Consider the following 24,193-nt stretch of genomic DNA (forward strand, 5'->3'; position numbering starts at 1 on the left):
ATCAGTTCCTCTCCTCTCTTTGGCTCAAATAATCCCCGATTATCTGGATGAGTTGGACAATTATAATCAGAATGACGACAGTCGCGATCATCGTCACGGTGTCGTAGCGGTAGTACCCATATCGTATCGCAAGGTCTCCGATGCCGCCCCCGCCGACGACACCTGCTGTGGCGCTGAAGGCGACGATGGTGATGATCGTCAGCGTAATCGCCTGGGTGATTCCCCGCTTCGCTTCCGGAATCAACACATCCGTAATGATCAGCCAGAGTGATGCGCCCCCGGCAATGCTCGCTTCAATCACACCTTTATCCACTCCATTGAAGCTTGTCTCCACCAGTCTCGCAAACAGCGGAATGGCAGCTAAAGAGAGCGCCACACTGGCAAATACCGGCCCGTGGGAACTGTTTGTCAGCCAAGTCGCAATCGGCATGATCGCCACAATCAATATGATGAAAGGGAACGACCGGATCACGTTGGTCAACGCCCCCAAGAACTGGTTCAGCGGTTTTATTCTATAGAGCAGCGGATTGGCGGTCACATACAACAATATACCGAGCGGGAGCCCAAGCAACACCGCAAAGAATATGGATATCGAGACCATCAGGGTCGTTTCGAGCAGTGCCCGGTATAACAGCGGTGTAATTTCTATCAGTCTATCCATATATTTCAGCCCTCTCTATTCCTTTTGAGTCGTCGATGAATTGCTTCAATCTAGTGACCTCTTCCTGTCTGCCTTTGATGTGGAGCATCAGAAATCCAAGGGGCATATCCTGGATGTATTCGATTCTGCCGTTCAAAATGCTTATATCGCAGTCAAAATGACGGTAGAGTTGGTTTACATAGTTCGCTTCCGCATGTTCATTCAGGAATTTGATGGTGATCACTTCAGACTCGCTGTTCAGTTCGATGTGCGGGGGATAATGAAATCATATATATCCTGAACAAACCCCTTCGTCACTTCGTGTTCTGGATGGCTGAAGATCGCGTAGACGTCATCCATCTCCACAATCTCCCCTGCCGTCATCACGCCCACACGGTCAGCAACCTCTTTGATGACCTCCATCTCATGGGTAATCAATACAATGGTGATCCCCAGCTCCTTGTTGATCTTCTTAAGCAGTTTCAGAATCGTCTTTGTCGTATCAGGATCGAGCGCGCTCGTCGCTTCGTCACATAGAAGCACTTCAGGATCATTGGCCAGCGCCCGCGCAATACCAACACGCTGCTTCTGTCCGCCACTTAAATTTTTAGGATAGTTGTCCATCTTGTCGCCTAAGCCCACAAGCGCCAGCAGCTCCTCAATACGCGAGGGCACTTTCTTCTTATCGTAACTGCTCGCCTTCAACACAAATTCTATGTTCTGGTAGACAGTTTTAGTTTCAATCAGATTGAACTGCTGGAATATCATGCCGATCTTCTGACGTTTTATACGCAGGTCCCTTCCTACCAACTTCTCCAAATCCGTTCCATTAACATTGATGCTGCCGGTAGTCGGCTGCTCCAGCAAGTTGATCAGGCGGAGCAGAGTACTCTTCCCCGCCCCACTGAAGCCGATCAGACCGAAGATTTCTCCCTCACGAATGGAGAGGGTCGTCTTTTTCAGTGCTTCTATCCTTTTCCCTTTAACAAAATATTCCTTAGAGACATCGGTAATTTCAATAGCCACGCCACCACATCCTTTTTATATTAAAAACAAAAAGCCATCTGCTAAATGCAAATGGCTTAAAGATATCTATCTGCCAAGCATCAGCTTGTAGGATTTAGCACAGTACCATAACAGCCTGTTGCTGAAGCTTCATAGGGCCCAATCCCTCCACTTCTCTGGATAAATGTATTTAATTGAATGAATCTCACTTTACTCGAAACATATTGAATTGTCAATATATTGACGATTGTAAAATTAAGCTTGACACTTAAAAATAGTACGTATGACATACTCAAAATGGTTTTCCGAGACATCTCAGATTGCTAAACGACTTTGCCGCGCCTGGCAGACAGGTTTCATGGTTCAATATCTCATAAAAACCAAATGACTATCCACATTTAATAATGAATTCAACCATCTGAAGGGGGACACCATTGTCGGCGTCGGTCATGAGGGTAAGTATTTTAACATGATTGACTAAGCTTTTATCTCATCAATTGACACCAGGAGAAACCATATCCTCAGAGAAAAATTAGACTACCGTGCACCTTGAATTAGCACTCCGAAAATCAACTCATTAAGTAGTCAATGTGCTAATATACGCTCTCAGTCTTTCTAATTCTTCTTCCACCTCTTCTATATATAGTTTGCATTCTAAATTATGCTCTCTTTCATCTCGCACTTTTTTAACACCTGCATTAGCTATAAATCCTTCGTTTTGTAATTTTCTTTCTGATTTTCCTAGCAACCATTCCATGTGTTCTAAATCATGCTTTAGTTTTGTTATACTTGTTTCAGGATCCATATCATTTATAAATTTTTTAATAGCTTTATAAATATTAGACACCTCATCACTGTTTTTTGAATGAACAAAATTAAAGCTATGCTCGTCAAAACTATGATGCTCTTGGTTTTGAGCATTCCAATTAATTAAATCATTTTTAATTACTTGTAGATTTTCATTACCTCTAAATTTTTCACTTAGCCTCGAATAAATACTTTCTAATGAAGTTTGTAAAAGATTCCCTTTATTTACATTACTAAATTTAGCTGTTAATTCCAAACTGTTATCTACGCAATATTTAGTCGCTACAGTTTCAAACCAAATTCTACAATAAATAAGGGCTTGACGTATATCATACTTTTTCAATGCCTCTCTAATTTTAGAATCAAAACCAACATTATACTGAATTATAACCGAACCGTGATTTGAGTAATTTATTATATAACTTATATTGTCAACATTTTTTTTATCAATTGAGGAGCTGTACTCATTACAAAATCTCTCCCAAAATAATCTATCATGTGTTGTAATTATTAATTGAGTAGTTTTTAAGTAGTCATCATTAAACATCATTTTTATTATATTTGCACGATGGTCACTGTCTATAGCGTTTACAACGTCATCAAAAATTAAAAAAGGCACTTTGTTATTTTCTGCTACAGCTAGCATCAATGATAAGCCTAAAGTTCTTAGATGTCCTTCACTAAAACAAGAATGAGCATCTACTTCTACATCGTCTTGGGCATTTTTAACGTATATCTTATAATTATCATCTATTAGTTGAAATCTCACTCCAGTTATTTCTTCAAATGAACTATCTTCGCTGTTGATTTGTGTATAATACTTTAGAATTTTCCCTCAATATCTTCAATCCTTTCACGTTCTAATTCTAGTTTAAATTGATTTATATCGCGATAAAAATGTTGATATTCCACCATGATGTCTTTAAGAAACCTATTATGTTTCTCTTCTTTTTAAATTCTTGCTTTAAATGTTTTTCTTTATTTGTAAAATCTTCTAATGAACTTTCCAATCCTTTTAATTTATATTCAGCACTTTCTAATTGTGTTTTATAAGTATTTAGTTCAGTTATCTTACTATTTATTTCAGAAAGGCTCTTCTTTAATTCTTTGATTACTGTCTCTCCCTGTTTAACCTCTTCAATAACTCTTTTTAGCTCTGAGAAATAATTTGTAATAGATGTTGAGTTTTTCTTTAGATTATCTAGAAATATTTTTATGTAATTTATACGATTATAATAACCATCCTTTTCATTCAAATAATATAGTAAATTCTCCAATTCTTCTTGTTTAAGATTTTCGAAGGATTCTGAGTTGTTTTTATAACCGTTAACATAGCGTGCAATAATCTCGTAAGATTCGTTATTTAAATCTGCTTCTAATTTTTTTTTCTCTTTTTCGAGGTCAACTATATCTTTTAAATGTTCTAACTCTTTTTCTGCTTTTTGCAATGGATGAACATTAGTACTTTTTATAGGAGTCTCACATGCAGGACATTTTTCATTTTGTTGATCTTCAAAAATGCTTTTTAAGTTTTCGTAAAACGATATGTGATTTATTTTTAAAACTTCTTCGGTAAACTTTTTAGCCAGATTTTCATATCGCTTATACTTTGTTACTACTTTATTAATCTCCCGTTCAGCTGTTTCATAATCTTGATCTACAATTTTATTATGCTTTAACACATCTATTTCCTTTTCTTTACTCTCATAATTATTTTTTTGAGCTTCAATTAAATCATCTAATTCTGACGGATTAATACGATACTTCTTATAGATTAAATCTTTTATATTTTGTAACTCTTTTTCCTTATCTTCCTTTAATGTTAAGTTCGCAACATTTTCATGGCGAAGATTTTCTAAATTTGTTTTGCAATCATTTTTTAATAAAGGAGTAAGATCGAAACTTTTTGGCATAACAAATGAGGAAACCAAATTATCTAACTCCTCTAACCCCAACAAACTAGCTATTATATCCTGCTCCTTAACCCCTGTGTCTCTTGATCCTAATAATGCAAATTCTTGTAACCTGTTTTTTTCAACAAAGCATATTTGATAGTATTCTTTTTCCATTTCAGAAAGATTACTTGCTGAAAATTCTGAATCACGAAAGTTTATTCTGACATTTGGTTTCTTATTATTTCTTTTAATGTAATTATTAACTTTTATATTTCTTCTTTTTGCTTCTTTAACATTTGAAGTTAGTTTGTATTCAAAAGCTTCACAAAACGAAGTCTTTCCAGGATCCATTTGGTCCAAAAAAGATATTTTTTCGTCTGTCTAAAGGCATATAAATACCACTATCCTCCTCACTTAATGACCCAAATCCTCTAAAGTCACTAATTTGTATTGACTCAATGGAGGGATAACTAGCCTGTTCAAATGTTTTTTGACTTGTCGTGATTCTACTCAGTATTCTTTTTCCTATAATTATTTTTTTATTAAGCTCTGTTTCATTTAATTCAAAATCACTTAATTCTTCTTTTATTTTATTACTTAATTTCCCTTTTTCTTCTATATTTTTATAAACAGACCAAAGTATAAACATATATGAATCAGGCTTTTGGGTATGATATCTTTTTATGAATTCCTTGAAATAAACACGACTCATTTCTACACCTCTTAATTCTCTTATATTTTAATAAAGCATACACTAGAAGAGTTATATAGATTATATTTTTTGTCAAAATAAGCTAGACAGTTCTTTCTCACCCATATAACTTAAAAATTTTGATAATGTTTGATACTTCAATAATTTTCTTGGGATATGTTTTCTTCTGGCTACAGCCAAGGAGTTAAAAACTTGATGGATTGTTTTGAAGTTCATTTCTTTAGACAAACCATCTCTTCTGAGCAATCCATTTCAGGGTTCACTCAGTCTCAGCTGTGATACTGTGTTCGGACCGATAAAAATAGATGGACAAATTATTTCGATTGCTCATAGACTCTTAGTTGGAGAACTTATTGCGACAGTTGAAAGTGAAAAATTTTAATAGATTTCTAGGCATCTTTTGACATAATCTATTAATGGTAGGCTCAATATCCGAGGCTTCTCTACCTTCGGGTTTTAATGTGATGATGGCTTTTGATAGATGTTCAACTACCATGATAAGGGCATTCTTGCATCGGACACTGCTAATGATGCCCGCCTCCAGGTGACCAAATTCATTATTAATGTGGGATAGTCATTCGTTCTTTTAGAGATGTTACGCTAGAAGTCTGTCTGCCAGGCGTGGCAAAGTCATTTCACAATCTGAAGAACTGGGGATGTGTGATGGACTTATATAAACATCAGTTCGTCCGTGGCAATATGAGTGTAGGCCATGCATAATCACTTCTATGATTTCTTTTGTCGGAAAATCATTTGAGTGTATCATGTGTGACTTTTTTTATGTGTCTAACTTATTTTTAAAATCGACGAATATGGCATAGGATATACTAGACTAATGAATTTAATATATATAATCTTTCCTAATTTAAAAACCTTTATATAATTAATAATGTGCCGTCTAATCCGACTGATATATTTTGTTTTCCTTTTTCAACTTTTTCTTTAAAGGTTTGAATATCTGTTTCGTATTTATTATCAAGATCTTCAATAACTTCTTCTAAATTGTTTATGTTCTTTTCATATTTACTTAATTCTTCATTGTTTATATTATCGTATAAGTATTTATTAGATTCTAGGTCTTGAAAGTTTACATGATTTATAAGATGATGTTTTATAATTTCATAGAAATTGCTTAACAAACCAATTTTGAAACCTTCTAACTCCACCATAGTGTAATCTAATCCATAATGTGTTTCATTAAAATTTCTATTATCCATTAAAATCTCAACTATATTATTATAATAGTAAATGTAGCTTCTAGTTATATTAAGTTCTATTTTATTTTCACCTTTGTTCTCTTTTGGATCAATATCTTCCACTACTAACTCATCATTATTATTAAATTTAGTTAAAAAAACTTGTCTTTTAAAAGAAGTACAGCTAGTTTTGGTTTGTTTATTTTTATGAGATGTTAGTATAACTTTAGATACAGATTCTAACTGGTTTTTCGCGTTTTCGATAACATCTCTTTTAAATCTTTCTGCACTTGATCCTTTACATTCAAATAGATATGCAATGTTACCTTTTAGGCCAAAATAATCCGGAGCTTGGCCAGTCGTGCTAGTGACCGCTAACCTAACGTCTTTTAGATGATATACACGTTTAATATTGTATTTTTTTTCAGTGAATAATCTGCAAATAATCATTCCAATATAAAAAGAAATATTACCTTTATTAGAAGTTTCAGCTATTTTATAACTATAACCTTTATAATAATTATTATTTTCTTCTTTTAAAGACATATCGATTAATCTTGCATAAAATATTACACCACTTTTGTCCGGAGACTTTCTAGACATCCCCCATCATCACGGAATGTCGATAAAGATCAGCTTTTCTAATACTTTTAGAATATGCTTTAGACTTATTTTCTGATTTACTCAGATAATCCATTGTACTATCATAATATTTTACCCTTACATTAACTATCGAAATCACCTTTTCTCTACTTTAATTATATTTAGTATATACCAATTTTTAAATTACACAAAATTCAAAAATTAATGACCTCCTTTGAATTAAACACAAGTTCTTGAATTTATAATTAGTCTTCAAATCATAAATTTGAAAGTATATTAAAGTTAATAAATTTTATTAACCTCATATTGATTTAATTTAGCTATATTATCCTTTTTATTTTGACATAGGTTTTAGGTTAAGAGACTGTCAATAATTATGTATAAATGAAGGCATTCCTGTTCATGTAGTGTGCATTATCCGCTGAACATTTCAGCTAATTCTGCACGGGCCTGGTCAAAACCAATATGGCACCGTGTCGCAAATCGTTGGTTATATGCTTCAAATTGAGTGACCAGGAAAACAATCAAGGGCGTCCGCGTTCGTAAACTGCTCTTTGCGCTTACTGTACCGTTTGATCTGCTTATTGAATGACTCAATCAGGTTTGTGGCGTAGATGCTTCTCCTCATTGCTTCGGGGAAATCATAAAAAGTGAACAGATTCGGATTGGCTTTCAACGATTGCGTGATTTTGGCGTAAGATTTCTTTCACTTCTCGGTAAACGCGTCCAAAGCCTGCTAAGCGTCTGCTTTGTCAGTGGCACAATACAAGGACTTCAGGTCCTCACAGATTTCTTTGCGGTCCGATACACGAACCCTGTGAGAAATGTTGCGTGCAACGTGAATGAAATACGTCTGGTATTTCGCTTTTGAAAACACCGAATGAATAGAATACTGTCTTTGATGCCTGTGAGTCCATCAGAAATGAAGAGCAGGACGTCCGACACGCCCCGTGCATGAATGGCTTCAATCAATTCCTTCCAGACATGGGCAGATTCGGTCGGCGCGACGGTATAAGCCAGGACTTCTTTGGAATTATCTTCTCGAATGCCCACAGCGATATAGACAGCTTCTTTCGAAATCGTCCCTCTTTTACAGGCAGGAATGTCGCATTCAGATACACACATACCGCTCGGATAATGATCGCTGGCGGAATATCGCCACCTCTTCTGTGACCGCCTGAGTCATGTTTGAAATGGTCTGGGCGTATAGTGGTTCCCATACATCCGTTCAATCAGATGAGAGATCACAGATATCGTCACCCTTTTTTGAAACATGTGGATGACAAAGGATTCCAGTGTGTCATTGGAGCGCTTATAGGGCGCAACAGTCTGTTGCTTGAAGTCTCCGTTCCGGTCCCGGGGGATGGCGATCTCTAGGCCCCCGTATTCTATATGTAGGGTGCGGGAATAGGCGTCGTTTCTGGAGTTCCCGGGATTGAAACCCACGCGGTCATACCTTTCATAATCCAAGAACGCAGTCAGTTCGGTTTTAAGCAATGAGTTCACCGTCGTTTCCAGGTGCTGGGGAAGAATTCTGTGACATCTCCTTTTTTACTAGAGCTTGAATAATATCTGATGTAAAATGATTCATAGAGGTGTCCGCTTTTCTTAGATTCGGTCTAGTAACTTAATCTTACAAGAAAAGGACACCCTTTTTCTATTTATTCATTTACACAAACTATTTTACACTCTCTTTAAAAGGCCATGGGTATATTACAATATTAATTTGATCAGAAAATAATTATGCTCTCAATAATTTTAATCCTCTCCTATACCCACATAACTAAACTTTCCCCGACATTTCCAACACACATACCGCTTCTCATATCCCTTTAGCGGTTTCAAAATCATCTTCGTCGTCTCATCACATAAAAGCACTTCGGGATCATTGGCCAACGCCCGCGCGATACCGACACGCTGCTTCTGTCCGCCACTCAAATTTTTAGGATAGCTGTCCATCTTATCGCCTAAGCCCACAAGCGCCAGCAGCTCCTCAATACGCGATGGCACCTTCTTCTTATCGTAACTGCTCGCCTTCAACACAAATTCTATGTTCTGATAGACCGTTTTAGTTTCAATCAGATTGAATTGCTGGAATATCTTGCCGATCTTCTGACGTTTTATACGCAGGTCCCTCCCAGCCAACTTGCCTAAGTCTGTTCCATTAACATTGATGCTGCCGGTAGTCGGCTGCTCCAGCAAGTTGATCAGGCGCAGCAGGGTACTCTTCCCCGCCCCACTGAAACCGATCAGACCGAAGATCTCACCCCCACGAATGGAGAGGGTCGTCTTTTTCAAAGCTTCTATCCTTTCCCCTTTAACAAAATATTCTTTAGAGACATCGGTAATTTCAATAGCCACGCCACCACATCCTTTTTTTAATAAAAAAAGCCATCTGCTAAATGCAAATGGCTTAAAGATATCTATCTGCCAAGCATCAGCTTGTAGGATTTAGCACAGTGCCATAACAGCCTGTTGCTGAAGCTTCATAGGGCCCAATCCCTCCACTTCTCTAGATAAATGTATTTAATTGAATGAATTTCACTTTACTCTAGATAAATGAATTGTCAATATTTTAAAATAATCAATCTTCTAATAGAACAAAGTTTTAAATGTCGCCGATTGTAAAATTAAGCTAGACACATAAAAAGGTCACGCATGATACACTCAAAATGGTTTTCCGACCAAAGAAATCATAGGAGTGATCATGCATGACCCATACCCATATTACCACGGATGAACTGGTAATCATAGAAGCCCATTTCCATCACGACACACCGATTTCTCATATTGCGAAACGGATTGGACGTGCCCGTCAGACGGTTCATAATGTCATCGCATATCTCAGGGACGGGCACACTGCGTTGGACTATTACCAGCGCTATCAAGAAAACAAAAAGCGGTGTGGTAGAAAACGGATTGTCCTGCCAGCCGACCAACAGGCGTATATTGAAAAGCAGGTGGCTCAGGGCTGGACGCCGGATGTCATTGTGGGTCGGCAGGAAATGCGGATTGATTGTTCAATTCGTACGCTGTACCGGATGTTCAAGCGTGACATTTTTGATGCGGCCACATTGCCGATGCAAGGCAAGCGAAAACCAAATGGGCACCAGGAACGCCGGGGCCGACAGACCTTCAGGCGAAATATCTCTGAAAGAGCAGATGACTATCCCTCTTTCAATGAAGAATTCGGTCACCTAGAAGGCGATACCATCGTCGGTGTCCGTCACAAGAGTGCCGTCATCACGCTGGTCGAGCGCCTGTCAAAAGCCATTATCACCTTGAAACCCAAAGGCAGAACCGCACTGGATATTGAGGCTGCCATTAATACATGGTGCCAAGAGATGCCTAGAAACCTGTTCAAGTCGATCACCTTCGACTGTGGTAAAGAATTCTCCAACTGGCAGTCGATGAGTAATCGAAATGATCTATCCATCTACTTTGCCGATCCGGGCACACCATCACAGCGAGGGTTGAATGAACATTCAAATGGATTGCTCAGAAGGGATGGCCTGCCTAAAGATATGGATTTCAACACGGTCGACCAAGCTTTTACCTCATCGGTTGCCGCCAGAAGAAACCATATCCCAAGAAAATCATTGGACTACCGTACACCGTTGGAAGTCTTTTTGAGTTACATGGGTGACAAGGAACTGTCTAGCTTATTTTGACAAACGAAAATATTATAAATGCACCACTTTGTTTAATTTGGATTTCTAATTTTTATATTGTTAATTAGCCTCTTTCTAATATCAATCTCGTTTTTAGACCCTATGTATACACTCATTGCTTCAATAATGTTTAGTTCGTACCCTTCAATAACACCTAGATCTAATTGATCCTTGACAGAGGAGTAGCCTAAGTAACTAATCACATCATTCGTACTTCCTGGAAATATAAAAACGTTTACAATCTCACTTTCTTTATCCATTAAAGAGTGTCTATAAAAATATTGCTTTACTAAGTCCGACCATCCTGGCAATTTTCTCGGTGCATACTTTATTGTATAATATTTAGCATCGAGAATATAAAGTGTTTCATCTTCACGAAGCATTATATCAGGTATTTGAGAAGTTTCAGCGATATCCCCGGATACTTCCCAGTATGGCTTAGGCATTTTTGGAGTATCATCAGAGTCATTCTTAAATATACTTCTACAAATATCTTCCCATATCCACGGAAAATTGAATGTTATAATTTTAAAATTATTTCCAATACTATTTTTTCCGACTCCTAATAGAAATTCTTTTAACTTTAAAAGCAAAATAAGCCTACGCTCTTCATAACTTCTATTTATTTCCATGTCTAATAGATAAATTAATTGATTTATATCAATATTTAATTCTACATCATCTATATATGAATCAGTAACTCCTAAAAACCATCCGAAATTTTTGATACTTTTAGAAATAGCATATCGATGTAACAATTCTATCTGATGACTTATCTGTTTGTGATTTTTAGTTATTAAATCTAAGTAGATTGGCTGCCCATTCGATATAGTTGGGTAAGATTCTTTAATGGTCCTAGACCAATTAATATTATTACTCGAATTAATATTATTTTCTATTTCTCTAAATTGAATCAAACCATTTGCTTCGAAGTCCTCAATCAACCACATTGCAGCGGAAAGTATATTAGAATTGTCTCCTACACCTTCCCAAAATTCTGTTTTTAAATGTGGTAATAAATTCTCCTGATACTTATTAATAGTTCTCATTAAAATTTTAGCATGTTTTTTTAATATATCTGTATCATCCGCTAATGAATATCCCTTAGGGAAAATTATATAGATTATGTTTTTATTGATAAGCACTCCAGTACAATAAAAAATAAGCTTATCTTCTTTAAGGATACACAGTCCCTCTTCAAACCAACTCATATCTAATAAATCGTAATATTCATATTTTTCGTATTTTTCCAATTCTACAAAACAATGCAGATAATAATTTTCTTCTGAAAATATATAGTTATTCATTCTCATAATCTCTTTCGTTACTTAATTCTTCATGTTCTTCCTCTTCTAAAAATTCAAAATCAATTTTAAAAACGGGTTTTCCACAATTATAATCATTAATTAATTGAGACAAAGTGGTTATTTCATCTGCAAAGAAACTACTTTTTTGCATTTTAAATATGTCGTCCCATAAGTACATCAAAAGTTTATCTGATATCATTTCAGCTTTTTGGGGTTCACCTGGTTTTAAGAAGTAAGGGCCAATATGTCTATCTTCTCGTATACCTAAAGTTGCTAGCATATTATTTATTTTTGAAACAAATTGATGCCATCTAACAAACTGATTATTATATGGTACTAATTCATTTTTGTGAATTGCTTCATTTAAATTTATTGGCATATATTTAAATATCCATCTTCTCTTAAAAGCTGAATCCATTACGAATACACCTTGATCAGCACTATTCATGGTACCGATTAAATTTAAATTAGAAGGTAATTTAAATTCTTTGTCATCTTGGTTGAGGACATCTGAGTTTCTCAAGTATTTTAAAACTTCTAAATTTGATACCGAGTATATACTTTCACCAAATGAATCACGATCTAATAATTGAAACAAATCTCCAAAAACCGCTGGCGCATTAGCTCTGTTCATTTCTTCTATTATTAAATTAAACATCTCAGAAGAATTCTCTTTTTTTGCTTTTAATGCTCTTTCTAGTATTAGGGTAAAAGGGCCTGGAACAAATTGATAATTAATTAAAGGTTCTCCTTTTTGAAATTCTTCTCCATCTACTGTAAGAAGACTATAATTCGGATTACTTACCTTTTTGTATAAAGGTTCAGGCCTGAAACTCCCTACAAAATCATGATATGTATATTCTGGGTGAAAAGTTACTCTTGTACTGTTCTTATTAAAATAAATTTTGTTAGCTTCGTTGCTTTTCCCTGTTCCAGGGGCACCATATATAATCAAATTTTTTCCAGGTTCACTTGGAAATTCTTCGCTATCGAATACATCTTCTCTAGTACTATAATAATTTAAATGACTATTTAAATCTTCTGTAAGAACGGGCCTAAAAAAATAAATGAACTTATTTTCTTCATCGGTCTCCTCTCTAGTTATCTCCATTTGACTGACTCCTGGGACGACTATACTTCTTATAAGAGTTACAATAGGTTCTTGATCAGGTATATTTTGAGTGCGTATATAAAATCTTCCATTGGACGCCATATGTTTTTCCACATTAATATTTAACCTATTCTCATCACATTGCTTCAATTCATCTAACTTTTTCTTCCAATAATCTAAAGTAACTTCGCCACTATACTCTAGTCCATCAGGAGGAATAATATTTAGAATATATTCAAATTTCACTGTAAACATATATTTTTTTAAACCTTCAATATCAACTTTGTATGTATTGTCATCACTAAAATCATTAAAATAATTTTCGTATGTAGAATAGTTTGCACGAGTCTGCGTTAGAAAAATTGTTGCTCCTCCACTTGAAGTCTGCTTACCAACTTTTTTAAACTTCATAGGTGTTGTTGTATAGTAACTCGGGATAGATGGTCTTATACTTTCCATTATAAAAGCTCCTTTTAAATATTTGTAAACCTTCTTAAGTTAAGAAGGTTTACAAATCCAATATAAGTTGTTCTTCAATTTTTTGGGTTATGTCTTCTGATTTTAATATTTCTTTCAATATGTGCATTAGAACATCTACTACAATGGAGTTGCCACTTTGTCTATAGACTTGAGTATCTGATACTACTATCTTAAAATCATCAGAAAAACCCATTAGTCTCAAACATTCTCTTGGAGTTAATTTTCTTATTCTTCCTTTTGTTGTAACATAATTATCCACTCCAGCTCTGTGCATTTTGTGCATAGTAGATAATAAAGGTCTTGCAATATCTAAATCTATTTCCGGTCTTGAATAGAAATCTTTAGTGCCGCTTGCTAAAACGTAATTAACTAGTTTTTCTGATAAGAAATACTTTTCTGGAACATCTTCTCCCTCTACTTTTGCATAGTCGAATTTTTCAAAAATAAAATCACCATGCCAATTAAATTGTTGATTAGCTTTTTGACATAACATAATGTCACCATTTATTTGAGTATATTGCTTTTTGATATTTTTCTCTTTCGTTACAAAGTCTATTCCTTTTTTACCGAGATAATACTTTTCAGCCACATTGTCTAGTAGTAAATCCTGCATCTTAAGATTCAAAGGAATTGGGGAAGGCATTTTAAAATCAGCTTCATTATTTAAAAATCCAACAACAAACAAACGTTCCCTATTTTGAGGTATACCAAAATCTTTAGCATTTAGGACTTCATAATGCCATTTGTATCCTAGTTCTTCAAACACGTTTTTCATAATTGTCCAAGTATTTCCACCATCATGGTTTATAACACCTTTTACATTCTCATATATAAATACCCTCGGTTTTATTTCATCTACCAAACGTGCAAACTCGTAAAATAATGTCCCTCTCGTATCAGAAAATCCACCCCTTTTACCTACCATTGAAAAAGATTGGCATGGACTTCCCCCAACAAATAAATCGACTTCATTTTTATAATGTTTGCCTTCTATAAAACGGACATCCTGGTAAAAGTTTTCTTTATTGATGTTATAATTTGCAAAATAACTTTTTTCTACAAAATTAGTTTTCCTATTTTGATTATATAGTTTGTCAATAAATTTTTTCCTCTCATGTACAGTATTGCGATTGCTTATTAAAGTTTCAATTTCAGTTTCATCGAGGTCTAATTCTCTATCCCCATTATCACATGCAAAAACAATCTCATGAGGGATATTCATCCTATCTAGGGCGTGTTCAACGGCTCCTATACCACTAAAAACAGTAGCTAATCTAAGCATAACCCCCACCTTTCTTCCACAACTTATTATTTCTATTCTAACTTATAATGATAATATATTCTAGCTACTTAGCTTAGCATATGAATGATTCAATTAAAATAAAGGGGTTATTAATGGATCTTATTAAATTTACCTTTTAATTCAAATAAATTATAAAAGCAAACCGCATACAAGAAACACTGAACTTTTAACCTCACTTTACTCATTTTAATTTTAGCTCCTATCCTCATTAAATTTTTTCACATAACTAAACCTCCCCCGGCACTTCCAGCACACATACCGCTTCTCATACCCCTTCATATTTCTGCTGAATTGATACCTGCATTTCTTGCATTCATATAGATGACGGCGCCCTTTGAATTGATGGGTGCGTGTCTGAGATACGCCTAAACGGTTCAGTGTTTCTACAAATTCTGGATCGGAGTCTTTATATGGCTGGCCTTTAATAAATAACGCATAATGCACACACTCGTGGTAAAGGACATCCAAAATGACCTGTTCAGTATTGTGGGCAATGAAGTTGTGCGACATGATTATTTCCATATCGACCTTCTGGCGATTGCCCTGTATGTATTTGAGGCGAAACGCTCCAAGTTTCGATGTCATGCGCTTTGAGATTCGGATGGGAATATTAAGTTCTATGTTGAATTTACCCATTAAAAATTCATGTGCATAATATTTGAGTTCTTCTTGGGTCATACGTACAAGCCTTCCTTCAATCTTGATTGGAAATGATAAAAGGTCAGGATATCAAATATCCTGACCCTTTTCATTCTACAGCAATTCTTTTGCCAAGAGACGATAGACGTTTAATCTGGTTTCCTGGGAGTGTGGAATACTGACGATCATCGCCTCATCGAATCCATATCTTTCTTGTTCTTCCTTCAGCTGGTCTGCAACTTCTTTTGCCGAACCGACGATATGGAGTGGCCTGCGTTGCTCTATCTTCATTTTATCCATTTCCGTCAACGGATAGTCCTGTGCTTCCTCGGGTGTAAGGGGTGGCATTATCCTGCCTTGTGACAACATGAGTCCTGCAATATCTTGAGGGAGTGCCTGGAATTCCGCTTCTTCACGTGTTTCTGCAGTCGTCACCATATAGCATACATTGATTTCTGGCTGCTCCATGAAATCGGTCGGCTTAAAGTTCTGCTTATATGCATCCAATATTTCACGGCTCAATGCCCCATTGAAGAATTGGGCAAATGAATACCCAGCACCCATTTTAGCGGTCTCTACTGCACTGTTCCCACTCGAACCAAGCATCCATGCCTCAGGGAGGGTAACGTTTTGAGGAAATGCTGGTGTTGAGCCATAAAGTCTGCCTTCAGGTGTTTCATCGTTGATCAACTGAAGCGCTATTTCAACCTTTTCATAAAGGTTATCAAGTTCAGGACGTCTGCCCTGTGATAATGCATACATGGCGCTGCCGTCCCCACCTGGTGCGCGGCCTACGCCAAAATCAATCCTGCCAGGGGAGAATGCACTGAGTGTCTTGAATACTTCAGCCAGTTTCAGTGGTGAGTAGTGCATCATCATGATGCCGCCTGTCCCTATCCTGATGTTTTCGGTCTTGGCCGCGAGTCTGGCTGCAGTAATCTCAGGGGCTGAACTGACTACTGTGCCAAGCCCATGGTGTTCTGCCATCCACATGCGATGGTATCCGAGGGAATCGGCCAATACCGCCAGTTCCTCTGCTTTATGGAGGGCGTCCTTCCCGTTGTTGCCCTTAGTTACAGGCGCCTGATCCAATACACTTAATTTCATTGAATAACCCTTCTTTCTTTATATGGTGACCTAGTAATCGAGTAACCGGCTGAGCTCTTGTTCCCTTTTCAGTTTTTCTGGCGTAACATCATTTCCCACAGGGTCAATGACTGTAAGCCCTGAAAGATTATCGAGAACCTGTCCGCGGAATTGGCGCAGATAATTTTCGCGCAATTCCTTTTGCTCTTGCTGTTCGGTTGCCGTCAAACCTATCTGTTTCTTTTTCTGTGCCAGTTCATTGATCCGGTCGAGTCCCACTATCATATTTAACATCTTCTTTCATATTAGTTTTACTTTTTTATATATGCTCATATTGCACACTGCAACTTTTCTGCAGTTCTTTTTCAAGTACTTTGAAACGTTCGTTGTAATTCCCGGCACGGAGCTTTTCAGTCAGGTCGGCAACATTCTCGCGCTTCAACACACTTTTCCAGGATGCCTCGGCCTCACTCATCGTGTCCCTCAATATGCACTGCTCTGACGCCTCGATTGAGTCCATCATATTATCTAAGATGCCGCTCGATGTGTAGAGCGACTGACGGCCTTCAATCGCAGTATAGATATCATATATCCGAATGTCTTCCGGCAAGCGATTTAGTCTGAAGCCGCCTTTAGTGCCATGAACGGATCTGATCAGGTCTGCCTTCACCATTCTTCTCAACAACTTTTGAAAATAGCTGGGCGAGGCCCCGATATGTCTGCTGATTTCCTCACTGTGCAACACAGCGCCTTCTGGTAGCAGATTGAGGAGAATGACAGCATAGACGGATTGTTCAACACCTGTCTTTATTTTCACGGCAGCACCACTTCCTCCTCTTATATCGGACAATTGTTGTCCGGTTTGAAATGTACTTTAACAGATGGAGGGATTCTCTTCAACTATGACGACTTGAATGGCACACAATCCAACTGGTCATATTTAAGAGATTTTTAAGAATGTGACATATGAACGTATGGCACTTAATTGCCCCCAATAACAATAAGATGCCACTTTTTTCTTTATTAAATCCAAATTGTGGGTAAATATTTATATGTCCAATCAATACGGCATGATGATACAATTTCATGAACAGGAGAGATTAGGAAATGAGAGAAGTAGAGTTTCATAATGGCAACACAATGCCGCAGATAGGGCTTGGCGTATTCAGGGTGGAAGACGGGGAAGATTGTAAGAATGCTGTCAAACATGCGATTATAAATGGCTACCGCAGCATTGATACAGCTATGATCTATAAGAATGAAAAGAGTGTCGGAGAAGGTATTAAAGAAGGCATCAAGGAAGCAGGCATCGAGCGTGCCGACCTTTTCGTGACGTCCAAGCTATGGCTTGACGACTACGGTCTTGGAAATGTGGAGAAAGCCTATGACACATCCCTTGAAAATCTTCAGTTAGACTACTTGGATCTGTATCTTATGCATTGGCCAGGCACCGATGAAGACCTTATGATTGAGACGTGGCATGAAATGGAGCGTCTGTACAACAATAATCGTGTCAAAAATATTGGTGTCAGCAACTTCATGGTTTCGCACATGGATACATTGCTGCAGCGCACGGATGTAAAACCGGTCATCAACCAGGTGGAATATCACCCCTACCTTGTCCAAAACGACTTGAAGTTGTACCTCGATTCCCGCAAGATCATCATGGAATCCTGGTCCCCATTAATGAACGCCAAAATCCTTGAGGACGACACCATCAATGAGATTGCGGAAGAAACCGGCAAGTCACCCGCTCAAGTGGTCATCCGCTGGAATATAGAGCATGGTCTCGTCACCATACCGAAATCCGTGACACCTGAGCGGATAGAAGAGAATATAGACGTATTCGGCTTCTCCCTCAGCAAGACGCAGATCAGTCGGATCAACCAGTTGAATAAAGATGAACGCAATGGCCCGGACCCTACTACATTCACGGGTAATAGATAATACTGTCCATCTATAATATTGTTTAGACGAGAACACCTCGGCATCACTTGTGCCGAGGTGTTCTTGTTTTATAATCTATTCGTGTCGTATATAGAAAAACTCCCCAAAGTCGGTTTGGTCCAACTTTGGGGAGTTTCTTCAATTAGAAATGCAGATGTCTGGTTGGCATCAGCCAATTATTCGATCTCTGAGCGCTTCGGCATGCCGCTTTGGGCGCCAAGTTTCTGTACGGAAAAGGATGCGGCTTTATTGGCGAATGCGACCGCTTCTTCAAGCGCCTTTCCTTCAGCAAGTGCGACGGCGAGTGCGCCATTGAATGTATCGCCGGCGCCTGTGGTATCGGTGACTTCAACCTTTTCTGAAGGCACGGTGATCATCCGGTCCCCTCTGAAGAAGGATGCACCCTTGGCGCCGTTTGTGATGACCAGCTTATCCTGGAACTTCGGCAGGCCATCGGTGTCGTACGCGAACAGCTTCTCCGCTTCGGTGTCATTCGGCGTGATATAGGCGGCTTTCGCCCAATAGGCATCATCCAACTGCATCGCGGGTGCGGGGTTGATGATGACGGGTACATCAAGCGTCTCGCAGAGGTCCAGTATGTGTTCAACTGTTTGTTTCGGAATCTCAAACTGGATCAGGATATAGTCGCTTGCCTCGATCCTTTTTTTGAACTTGTCTATATAATCGGGATGCATCTCGCCGTTTGCACCGGCGATGATGATGATTCTGTTGTCCTGATCCGACACGATAATGTTGGCGAGCCCGGAAGAGACGCCCGCTTCTATTCCTATAGCTTCTGTCTTCACCCCCTGCGATTCGAAATTATCGATGAGGGTCTTACCGAACGGATCATCCCCCACTTTGCCGATTATATGCACTTCTGCACCAAGTCTCGCAGCGGCGACCGCCTGATTGGCCCCTTTGCCGCCCGGTAGGGTCTTGAAGCTTTCACCCGACAGGGTCTCACCTTGCTTCGGCATAGCTTCCGCCAACGTCACCAGATCCATATTGATGCTGCCGATAACGGTGATTTTAGGGGTATGCATGATCAGCCCTCCTCGCCGTAGGACTTCAGTATGGTTTCAAACAAGTTCCAGAACTTTTCCTGGTCGACCTCATACGCAAATTTAGTGTTGGCAGGTTTACCTGTGACACCGAGGAGATCTACTACTGTTTCACCATAGGTCAACTCCCCTTTTGTCTCGACGTCTGCATGCACATGCTTGAATGTAAACAAGTCCGCATCCAACAGGTACATCGTTGTGCAGGCATCATGGATGGGGCCGCCTGACATACCAAAATGCTCTTTATACATATCCCCGAAGAAGATAAGGAGTTCTGATACGAATTTCGCTGTTGGATTGTCGATTACAGCCAAACGCTTCTGGATTTCATCTGTAGCGATTACCTGATGCGTCACATCGAGGCCGAACATCGTAACGAGGATGCCGCTGTCAAATACGACCTTCGCCGCTTCTGCATCGACATAGATATTGAACTCGGCAGAAGGGGTCCAGTTGCCGAATGTGCCGCCGCCCATCAGGACGATTTCTTCGATATCCGATTTGATTTCAGGGGCTTTGATCAGCGCCATCGCGATATTCGTCAATGGCCCGGTAGGCACCAATGTGACTTTCCCATCAGCCTTTTTGACTTGATTGATGATGAAATCGACTGCGTGTCCCTCTTCCTTCTGACTGTCCGGTTCCGGCAGAACGGGACCATCCATGCCGGATTCGCCATGGATTTCCGTTGCGATTTCACTTTCTTTGACAAGCGGCCTTGCGGCCCCTTGGATAACCGGCACGTCAATCTTCAGAAGGCCCTTGACCTTCAGGGCGTTGATTGTATTCTTATCGACTTCGACATTCCCTGCGACTGTGGTGATGCCGAGGATGTCCAGGCTGCTTTTTGCTGAAGCGGCGATGATGATCGATATGGCATCGTCATGACCCGGATCGCAATCTAATATCACTTTTCTGTGTGTCATTGATCAATTTCTCCTATTCCTTAGTATGGATTGACATGGACATTCACGTCCTGTACTTCTTCAAACTGGCGCATCAATAGTTGTTTGACCGCCCTGGCCACATGGTGCCCCTCCTCGACCGTCATCCTTGCATCGACGGCGATTTTAATGTCGATAATCACATAGGACCCGTGTGAACGTGCACTCAAATTATCGATGTTACGCACTTTATCGACAGCAAGCACTGCCTCTCTCATATCCTGGGTCTCATCTTCGTTCAGCACGACTTCAAGGGAGACGCTGACCGCTTCTTTTGCCAACTGGTAGCCCATATACATGATGATAATGGCGATAACAGCGCTGGCTATAGGGTCCAGATAGCCTAAGGCAGGAATGTTGAACGCGCTGCCCACTATGGTCAGCCCGATGCCCACAAGTGCCACCAGGGACGATATGGCATCAGAGCGGTGGTGCCATGCATCTGCAATCAGAGCCGGGCTCTTTATCCTGGTGCCGAGCCGGTGTTTATACTGAAAGAGAGCTTCCTTGACGACGACTGAGAAGATGATGATGTACAGTGCGATGAGCGTCGTCTCACTTTCTACAGGGCCTGAGATCAGCGACCGGACCGAATTGTATATGATCTCGAAACCAACGACGATGAGCAATATGGCTATAATCAGAGTGGCGACGTTTTCGGACTTGCCGTGGCCGTATGGATGCTCTTCATCAGGCGGTTTGCGCGAGGCGCGTATGCCGATCAGTACAGCAAGGGAACTCAATACGTCTGAAGCGGAATGCACTGCATCTGCAATGAGAGCCTTACTGTTGCCAAGCACGCCACCGATCAGCTTCAGTACAGCAGAAGAATATTGACGGCCATGCCTATGATGGTGGCGACTTGTGCCTGTTTATGCCTATTCTCCATATCCTATCCCTCATTTTTAAATTACTGGCTTCTCCATTCTACCAATATCAGCCTCTTAATTGAACATAAAAGACAGAACCCGGTGGGTTCTGCCTTTATTCCTGGATCTTCTTCTGCGAGCGTCTCCACATCGGAGACCACTTCTTCAAGCGGGAATTCATTATCCCCCGTATCGACACCCGGATAATCTTTGATTACCTTACCTTGCTTATTGACGAGATAGAAGCTGATGCCGTGTGTCACCTGGTTGCTGCCTTCCGGCGGCGGTGCTACGATCGTCTTGAAGTTATCTTCAGCAAATCCTCTGATGAAGCTGTAGTCGTAACCGGTGGCGAGCTGCCATTCAGTATCATCTGGCACATCGTAATGGGACAGATAGTCAGCCAATACTTGCGGCGTGTCCGTTTCAGGGTCGACTGATAAACTAAGGACGCCATAATCTTCTACGCCCCGTTCCTCGAGCTCATTGACGACATCGGTCATATTCGCCGTCATGGGTGGGCAGACGGTTGCGCAATTTGTGAATATGAAATCGAGAAGCCATACTTTGCCCTCCATATCTTCACGCGTAAATGCCTCGCCCTGCTGATTCGTCACTTCAAAATCGTCCAGCTCATTACCATAACGGGACATCACTTCGACGTCCGAATCACTGCAGGCAGAGAGTATGAATGATGCCATTAAAACAGTAACTAATATTTTCTTCATTAAAAACCCTCCGGAGACGTTTATACCCAACTATATCAGAGAAGTGGCTTCACACAACCTGTAAAAAAGGGATATTTGTGAAAATAATATGGCGGATACAATAAAATCCAATTTCATCTGGATTATTGTTTCCCAGAAGCATTGTCCCCACGTGTCTGTTCCTTTAGGAAGAAGGCCATCACTATGCCTACTGCCGCCATCACCGCTGAGAAGATGAAGGATGCGTTCACCCCTGTGACTTCTTCCATCGCCGTTGGTGAGCCGTCTGAGAGTCGGAGGGTCACACCGGTCATGATGGTGACCATCATTGCGGTAAAGAGTGAACCGCCGATCTGCCGCATCGTATTGTTCATGGCGGTGCCATGCGGAATCAATATATCCTTAAGTGCATTCATGGCGAATGTGGTGAGCGGCATCATCGTCAATCCTGTCCCCAATAGCCTGAAGGTGTAGATGATTGTGATGTAGCGGAACGTGGATTCGGTCGTAAGGTCCGACAACAATATGGACGTGACCAGAATCAGAGCCAGTCCGGTAAATGTCAGAATCCGTATACCGAATTTATCGAACAATGTACCCGCAACCGGCATCGTCAGCCCCATGAGCAGTGCACCAGGCAATAGCGCAAGTCCTGACTCAAACGGCGAATAGCCGAGCATATCCTGCATCAGGACGGGCAATATATTGTTTGCCCCGACCATTGAAGTGAATACCACGACACCGATCAGCGAGCTCAAGAGGAAGTGCCGATTCTTGAACACGCGCATTTCCAAGATGGGCTGCCTAAGCTTCAGCTGTCGCTTCGCGAACACCAGCACCAACAGCAGACCAACCACAATCGAGAATATTACGAGCAGATCTGTCCATCCCCTCGTACCGGCAATCGAAAATCCGTAGAGCAGTCCTCCGAAGCCGAATGTAGATAATACAATCGACGGCAAGTCGACTTTTGGATCCGTCTGCTGGGTAACGTTCTTCATGGAAACCAAAGCCAGGACGAAATTCAATAATACCAGCGGCAGCACGATGAAGAACAGTGCGCGCCATGGCCATATTCCTACGATATATCCAGCAAGTGGTGGGCCGATGGCTGGTGCCAGACCGATGACCAGGCCGAAGTAGCCCATCGCCTTGCCACGCTGTTCAAGCGGGAACTGGGTCAGCAGGATGACTTGTGTCAGCGGCATCATGACGCCTGCTGCAAGACCCTGGAACACCCGCCCGATAAGCAGAACCGAATAGACTGGCGACAAGGCGGCGAGCAGCGTACCGGTGATGAAGATCATCATGCCGGTCAGATAGAGCGTCCTCGAAGTGAATTTGTTGATCAGGAATGCTGACACTGGAATCATGATGCCATTGACGAGGAAGAACCCCGTCGTCAGCCATTGTGCAGTGCTGAACGGTACATTGAAGTCATTCATGATCGGCGGGACTGCAGTGACAAGCAGCATCTGATTGAGCAGGACGAGGAATGACCCCATCAATAATGTCGCGATCAGCACCATCTTTGGACTCGTCTTCATTTGTTTCATATCTTCACTACTTCCTTGGAATTGAACTTGGATCTACTTGAAACGAGTAACGCTGCGTTCATTGGCGGCATCGACTTCGAGTATATGCTCCATGCGTGTCTTCAACTCTTCCACATGCGAAATGATGCCGACCATCTTGCCCGTCGTCTGCAGGTCGATGAGCGTATTCACCGCTACATCCAATGTTTCGGGGTCGAGGGTACCGAACCCTTCATCGATCAGCATCGTTTCCAACTGATGCCCCCGGACTCCTGCTGCAATGCTTCATTCAGTGCAAGTGCGAGCGTCAGTGCCGCCTGAAATGATTCACCGCCGGACAGGGAAGAAATATGCCTCGGCTGATTGTTGTAGAAATCGAACACTTCGATATCGAGTCCGGTTTTCCGGTTGCTGCGTGAGGTGCTCCGCCTCAGTTCATACCTGTGCCCCGTCATCTCAAGGAGCCGGACATTGGCGATCTGCAGTATGCGATCCAGGTAATAGGTCAATACGAACCGCTCCAAAGAGACCTTCTGATCGTTCCTGCCGGCTACCGCGTCAGCCAGTGCCAGCAGGGCTTGCGTCTCTTCGAGGGCCGCTTCATGCTGGTCGATCAAATCGTTAATCCGCTTTAGATTCTTATCGTTATGCTCAATCTGGGCGTTTAGCTTC

General features: G+C 40.3%; 20 protein-coding genes, 3 pseudogenes and 2 riboswitches. Of the genes and pseudogenes, 2 read left to right on the forward strand and 21 right to left on the reverse strand.

What is annotated here, in order from left to right; all coding sequences use genetic code 11:
- Position 1 precedes the first annotated feature (1 nt).
- The 8 genes and pseudogenes from ACYF68_RS09200 to ACYF68_RS09235 form a co-directional block, all read right to left on the reverse strand.
- Positions 2-661 (reverse strand): methionine ABC transporter permease, encoded by a 660-nt coding sequence (locus ACYF68_RS09200; protein ID WP_461046493.1) that lies wholly within the window; start codon positions 659-661, stop codon positions 2-4.
- Positions 654-1,666, reverse strand: a pseudogene (locus tag ACYF68_RS09205) (methionine ABC transporter ATP-binding protein). Before ACYF68_RS09205 ends, ACYF68_RS09200 begins: the two are co-directional and overlap by 8 nt.
- A 63-nt stretch (positions 1,667-1,729) precedes the next feature.
- Positions 1,730-1,832, reverse strand: a riboswitch (SAM riboswitch).
- Positions 1,833-2,222: 390 nt separating this feature from the next.
- Positions 2,223-3,221: a hypothetical protein gene (locus tag ACYF68_RS09210; RefSeq protein WP_461046495.1), complete on the reverse strand. Its 999-nt coding sequence runs from the start codon at positions 3,219-3,221 to the stop codon at positions 2,223-2,225.
- Between the two features lie 112 nt (positions 3,222-3,333).
- On the reverse strand, positions 3,334-4,707 hold the full coding sequence (locus ACYF68_RS09215) for a hypothetical protein (protein ID WP_461046496.1): 1,374 nt from the start codon (positions 4,705-4,707) through the stop codon (positions 3,334-3,336).
- Positions 4,670-5,059 carry a hypothetical protein gene (locus ACYF68_RS09220; RefSeq protein WP_461046498.1) on the reverse strand — a complete coding sequence of 130 codons (390 nt, stop codon included), beginning with the start codon at positions 5,057-5,059 and terminating at the stop codon, positions 4,670-4,672. Before ACYF68_RS09220 ends, ACYF68_RS09215 begins: the two co-directional genes overlap by 38 nt.
- Positions 5,060-5,934: 875 nt before the next feature.
- The gene (locus ACYF68_RS09225) at positions 5,935-6,858 is read right to left on the reverse strand and encodes a hypothetical protein (protein ID WP_461046500.1); all 924 of its coding nucleotides are present in this window, start codon (positions 6,856-6,858) and stop codon (positions 5,935-5,937) included.
- A 499-nt stretch (positions 6,859-7,357) separates the two neighbouring features.
- Positions 7,358-8,364: pseudogene (locus tag ACYF68_RS09230) on the reverse strand (IS256 family transposase).
- A 252-nt stretch (positions 8,365-8,616) separates the two neighbouring features.
- A complete protein-coding gene (locus ACYF68_RS09235) occupies positions 8,617-9,219 on the reverse strand; it encodes an ATP-binding cassette domain-containing protein (protein ID WP_461046501.1) in 603 nt (200 codons plus the stop codon).
- A 59-nt stretch (positions 9,220-9,278) separates the two neighbouring features.
- Positions 9,279-9,381, reverse strand: a riboswitch (SAM riboswitch).
- 188 nt (positions 9,382-9,569) lie between these two features.
- On the opposite strand from ACYF68_RS09235, the gene ACYF68_RS09240 reads away from it, so the two are divergent.
- Positions 9,570-10,529 carry an IS30 family transposase gene (locus tag ACYF68_RS09240; protein ID WP_461046503.1) on the forward strand — a complete coding sequence of 320 codons (960 nt, stop codon included), beginning with the start codon at positions 9,570-9,572 and terminating at the stop codon, positions 10,527-10,529.
- Between the two features lie 32 nt (positions 10,530-10,561).
- On the opposite strand, the gene ACYF68_RS09245 is transcribed toward ACYF68_RS09240, so the two are convergent.
- The 7 genes from ACYF68_RS09245 to ACYF68_RS09275 all read right to left on the reverse strand — a co-directional run bounded on the left by ACYF68_RS09245 (position 10,562) and on the right by ACYF68_RS09275 (position 17,272).
- Entirely contained in the window at positions 10,562-11,836 is a 1,275-nt protein-coding gene (locus ACYF68_RS09245) for an LlaJI family restriction endonuclease (RefSeq protein ID WP_461046505.1), read from the reverse strand.
- Entirely contained in the window at positions 11,829-13,406 is a 1,578-nt protein-coding gene (locus tag ACYF68_RS09250) for an AAA family ATPase (protein ID WP_461046507.1), read from the reverse strand. Before ACYF68_RS09250 ends, ACYF68_RS09245 begins: the two co-directional genes overlap by 8 nt.
- 49 nt (positions 13,407-13,455) lie before the next feature.
- Positions 13,456-14,709, reverse strand: coding sequence for a DNA cytosine methyltransferase (locus ACYF68_RS09255; protein ID WP_461046509.1), 1,254 nt, complete (start codon positions 14,707-14,709; stop codon positions 13,456-13,458).
- Between the two features lie 213 nt (positions 14,710-14,922).
- Positions 14,923-15,408: a SprT-like domain-containing protein gene (locus ACYF68_RS09260; RefSeq protein ID WP_461046510.1), complete on the reverse strand. Its 486-nt coding sequence runs from the start codon at positions 15,406-15,408 to the stop codon at positions 14,923-14,925.
- 75 nt (positions 15,409-15,483) lie between these two features.
- Positions 15,484-16,476 carry an LLM class flavin-dependent oxidoreductase gene (locus ACYF68_RS09265; protein WP_461046511.1) on the reverse strand — a complete coding sequence of 331 codons (993 nt, stop codon included), beginning with the start codon at positions 16,474-16,476 and terminating at the stop codon, positions 15,484-15,486.
- 30 nt (positions 16,477-16,506) lie between these two features.
- Positions 16,507-16,740: a DUF896 domain-containing protein gene (locus ACYF68_RS09270; RefSeq protein ID WP_461046513.1), complete on the reverse strand. Its 234-nt coding sequence runs from the start codon at positions 16,738-16,740 to the stop codon at positions 16,507-16,509.
- A gap of 34 nt (positions 16,741-16,774) precedes the next feature.
- A complete protein-coding gene (locus ACYF68_RS09275; RefSeq protein WP_461046515.1) occupies positions 16,775-17,272 on the reverse strand; it encodes an RrF2 family transcriptional regulator in 498 nt (165 codons plus the stop codon).
- A gap of 290 nt (positions 17,273-17,562) precedes the next feature.
- Here ACYF68_RS09275 and ACYF68_RS09280 point away from each other — a divergent pair, with 290 nt between their 5' ends.
- Positions 17,563-18,402: an aldo/keto reductase gene (locus tag ACYF68_RS09280; protein ID WP_461046516.1), complete on the forward strand. Its 840-nt coding sequence runs from the start codon at positions 17,563-17,565 to the stop codon at positions 18,400-18,402.
- Between the two features lie 176 nt (positions 18,403-18,578).
- Here ACYF68_RS09280 and rbsK read toward each other — a convergent pair whose 3' ends face one another.
- The 6 genes and pseudogenes from rbsK to ACYF68_RS09310 all read right to left on the reverse strand — a co-directional run.
- Positions 18,579-19,448: a ribokinase gene (gene rbsK, locus ACYF68_RS09285; RefSeq protein ID WP_461046518.1), complete on the reverse strand. Its 870-nt coding sequence runs from the start codon at positions 19,446-19,448 to the stop codon at positions 18,579-18,581.
- Between the two features lie 2 nt (positions 19,449-19,450).
- Positions 19,451-20,392 carry a nucleoside hydrolase gene (locus ACYF68_RS09290; RefSeq protein WP_461046519.1) on the reverse strand — a complete coding sequence of 314 codons (942 nt, stop codon included), beginning with the start codon at positions 20,390-20,392 and terminating at the stop codon, positions 19,451-19,453.
- A 20-nt stretch (positions 20,393-20,412) separates the two neighbouring features.
- The gene (locus ACYF68_RS09295) at positions 20,413-21,210 is read right to left on the reverse strand and encodes a cation diffusion facilitator family transporter (RefSeq protein WP_461046521.1); all 798 of its coding nucleotides are present in this window, start codon (positions 21,208-21,210) and stop codon (positions 20,413-20,415) included.
- Between the two features lie 110 nt (positions 21,211-21,320).
- Entirely contained in the window at positions 21,321-22,007 is a 687-nt protein-coding gene (locus ACYF68_RS09300; RefSeq protein ID WP_461046523.1) for an SCO family protein, read from the reverse strand.
- A gap of 122 nt (positions 22,008-22,129) precedes the next feature.
- Positions 22,130-23,542, reverse strand: a complete 1,413-nt coding sequence (locus tag ACYF68_RS09305) for an MDR family MFS transporter (protein WP_461046525.1) — start codon at positions 23,540-23,542, stop codon at positions 22,130-22,132.
- 33 nt (positions 23,543-23,575) lie between these two features.
- Positions 23,576-23,874: pseudogene (locus ACYF68_RS09310) on the reverse strand (SbcC/MukB-like Walker B domain-containing protein); the annotation flags it as partial.
- Between the last annotated feature and the right edge of the window lie 319 nt (positions 23,875-24,193).

Source organism: Salinicoccus sp. CNSTN-B1 (assembly GCF_054792835.1).

Bases quoted from the DNA above. Each gene is read 5' to 3' on its own strand.
- ACYF68_RS09300 (WP_461046523.1), bottom strand. From the start codon at position 22,007: ATGAAGAAAATATTAGTTACTGTTTTAATGGCATCATTCATACTCTCT.
- ACYF68_RS09200 (WP_461046493.1), bottom strand. From the start codon at position 661: ATGGATAGACTGATAGAAATTACACCGCTGTTATACCGGGCACTGCTC.
- ACYF68_RS09225 (WP_461046500.1), bottom strand. From the start codon at position 6,858: ATGTCTAGAAAGTCTCCGGACAAAAGTGGTGTAATATTTTATGCAAGA.
- ACYF68_RS09255 (WP_461046509.1), bottom strand. From the start codon at position 14,709: ATGCTTAGATTAGCTACTGTTTTTAGTGGTATAGGAGCCGTTGAACAC.
- ACYF68_RS09220 (WP_461046498.1), bottom strand. From the start codon at position 5,059: ATGAGTCGTGTTTATTTCAAGGAATTCATAAAAAGATATCATACCCAA.
- ACYF68_RS09240 (WP_461046503.1), top strand. From the start codon at position 9,570: ATGACCCATACCCATATTACCACGGATGAACTGGTAATCATAGAAGCC.
- ACYF68_RS09290 (WP_461046519.1), bottom strand. From the start codon at position 20,392: ATGACACACAGAAAAGTGATATTAGATTGCGATCCGGGTCATGACGAT.
- rbsK (WP_461046518.1), bottom strand. From the start codon at position 19,448: ATGCATACCCCTAAAATCACCGTTATCGGCAGCATCAATATGGATCTG.
- ACYF68_RS09245 (WP_461046505.1), bottom strand. From the start codon at position 11,836: ATGAATAACTATATATTTTCAGAAGAAAATTATTATCTGCATTGTTTT.
- ACYF68_RS09250 (WP_461046507.1), bottom strand. From the start codon at position 13,406: ATGGAAAGTATAAGACCATCTATCCCGAGTTACTATACAACAACACCT.
- ACYF68_RS09270 (WP_461046513.1), bottom strand. From the start codon at position 16,740: ATGATAGTGGGACTCGACCGGATCAATGAACTGGCACAGAAAAAGAAA.
- ACYF68_RS09305 (WP_461046525.1), bottom strand. From the start codon at position 23,542: ATGAAACAAATGAAGACGAGTCCAAAGATGGTGCTGATCGCGACATTA.
- ACYF68_RS09260 (WP_461046510.1), bottom strand. From the start codon at position 15,408: ATGACCCAAGAAGAACTCAAATATTATGCACATGAATTTTTAATGGGT.
- ACYF68_RS09265 (WP_461046511.1), bottom strand. From the start codon at position 16,476: ATGAAATTAAGTGTATTGGATCAGGCGCCTGTAACTAAGGGCAACAAC.
- ACYF68_RS09280 (WP_461046516.1), top strand. From the start codon at position 17,563: ATGAGAGAAGTAGAGTTTCATAATGGCAACACAATGCCGCAGATAGGG.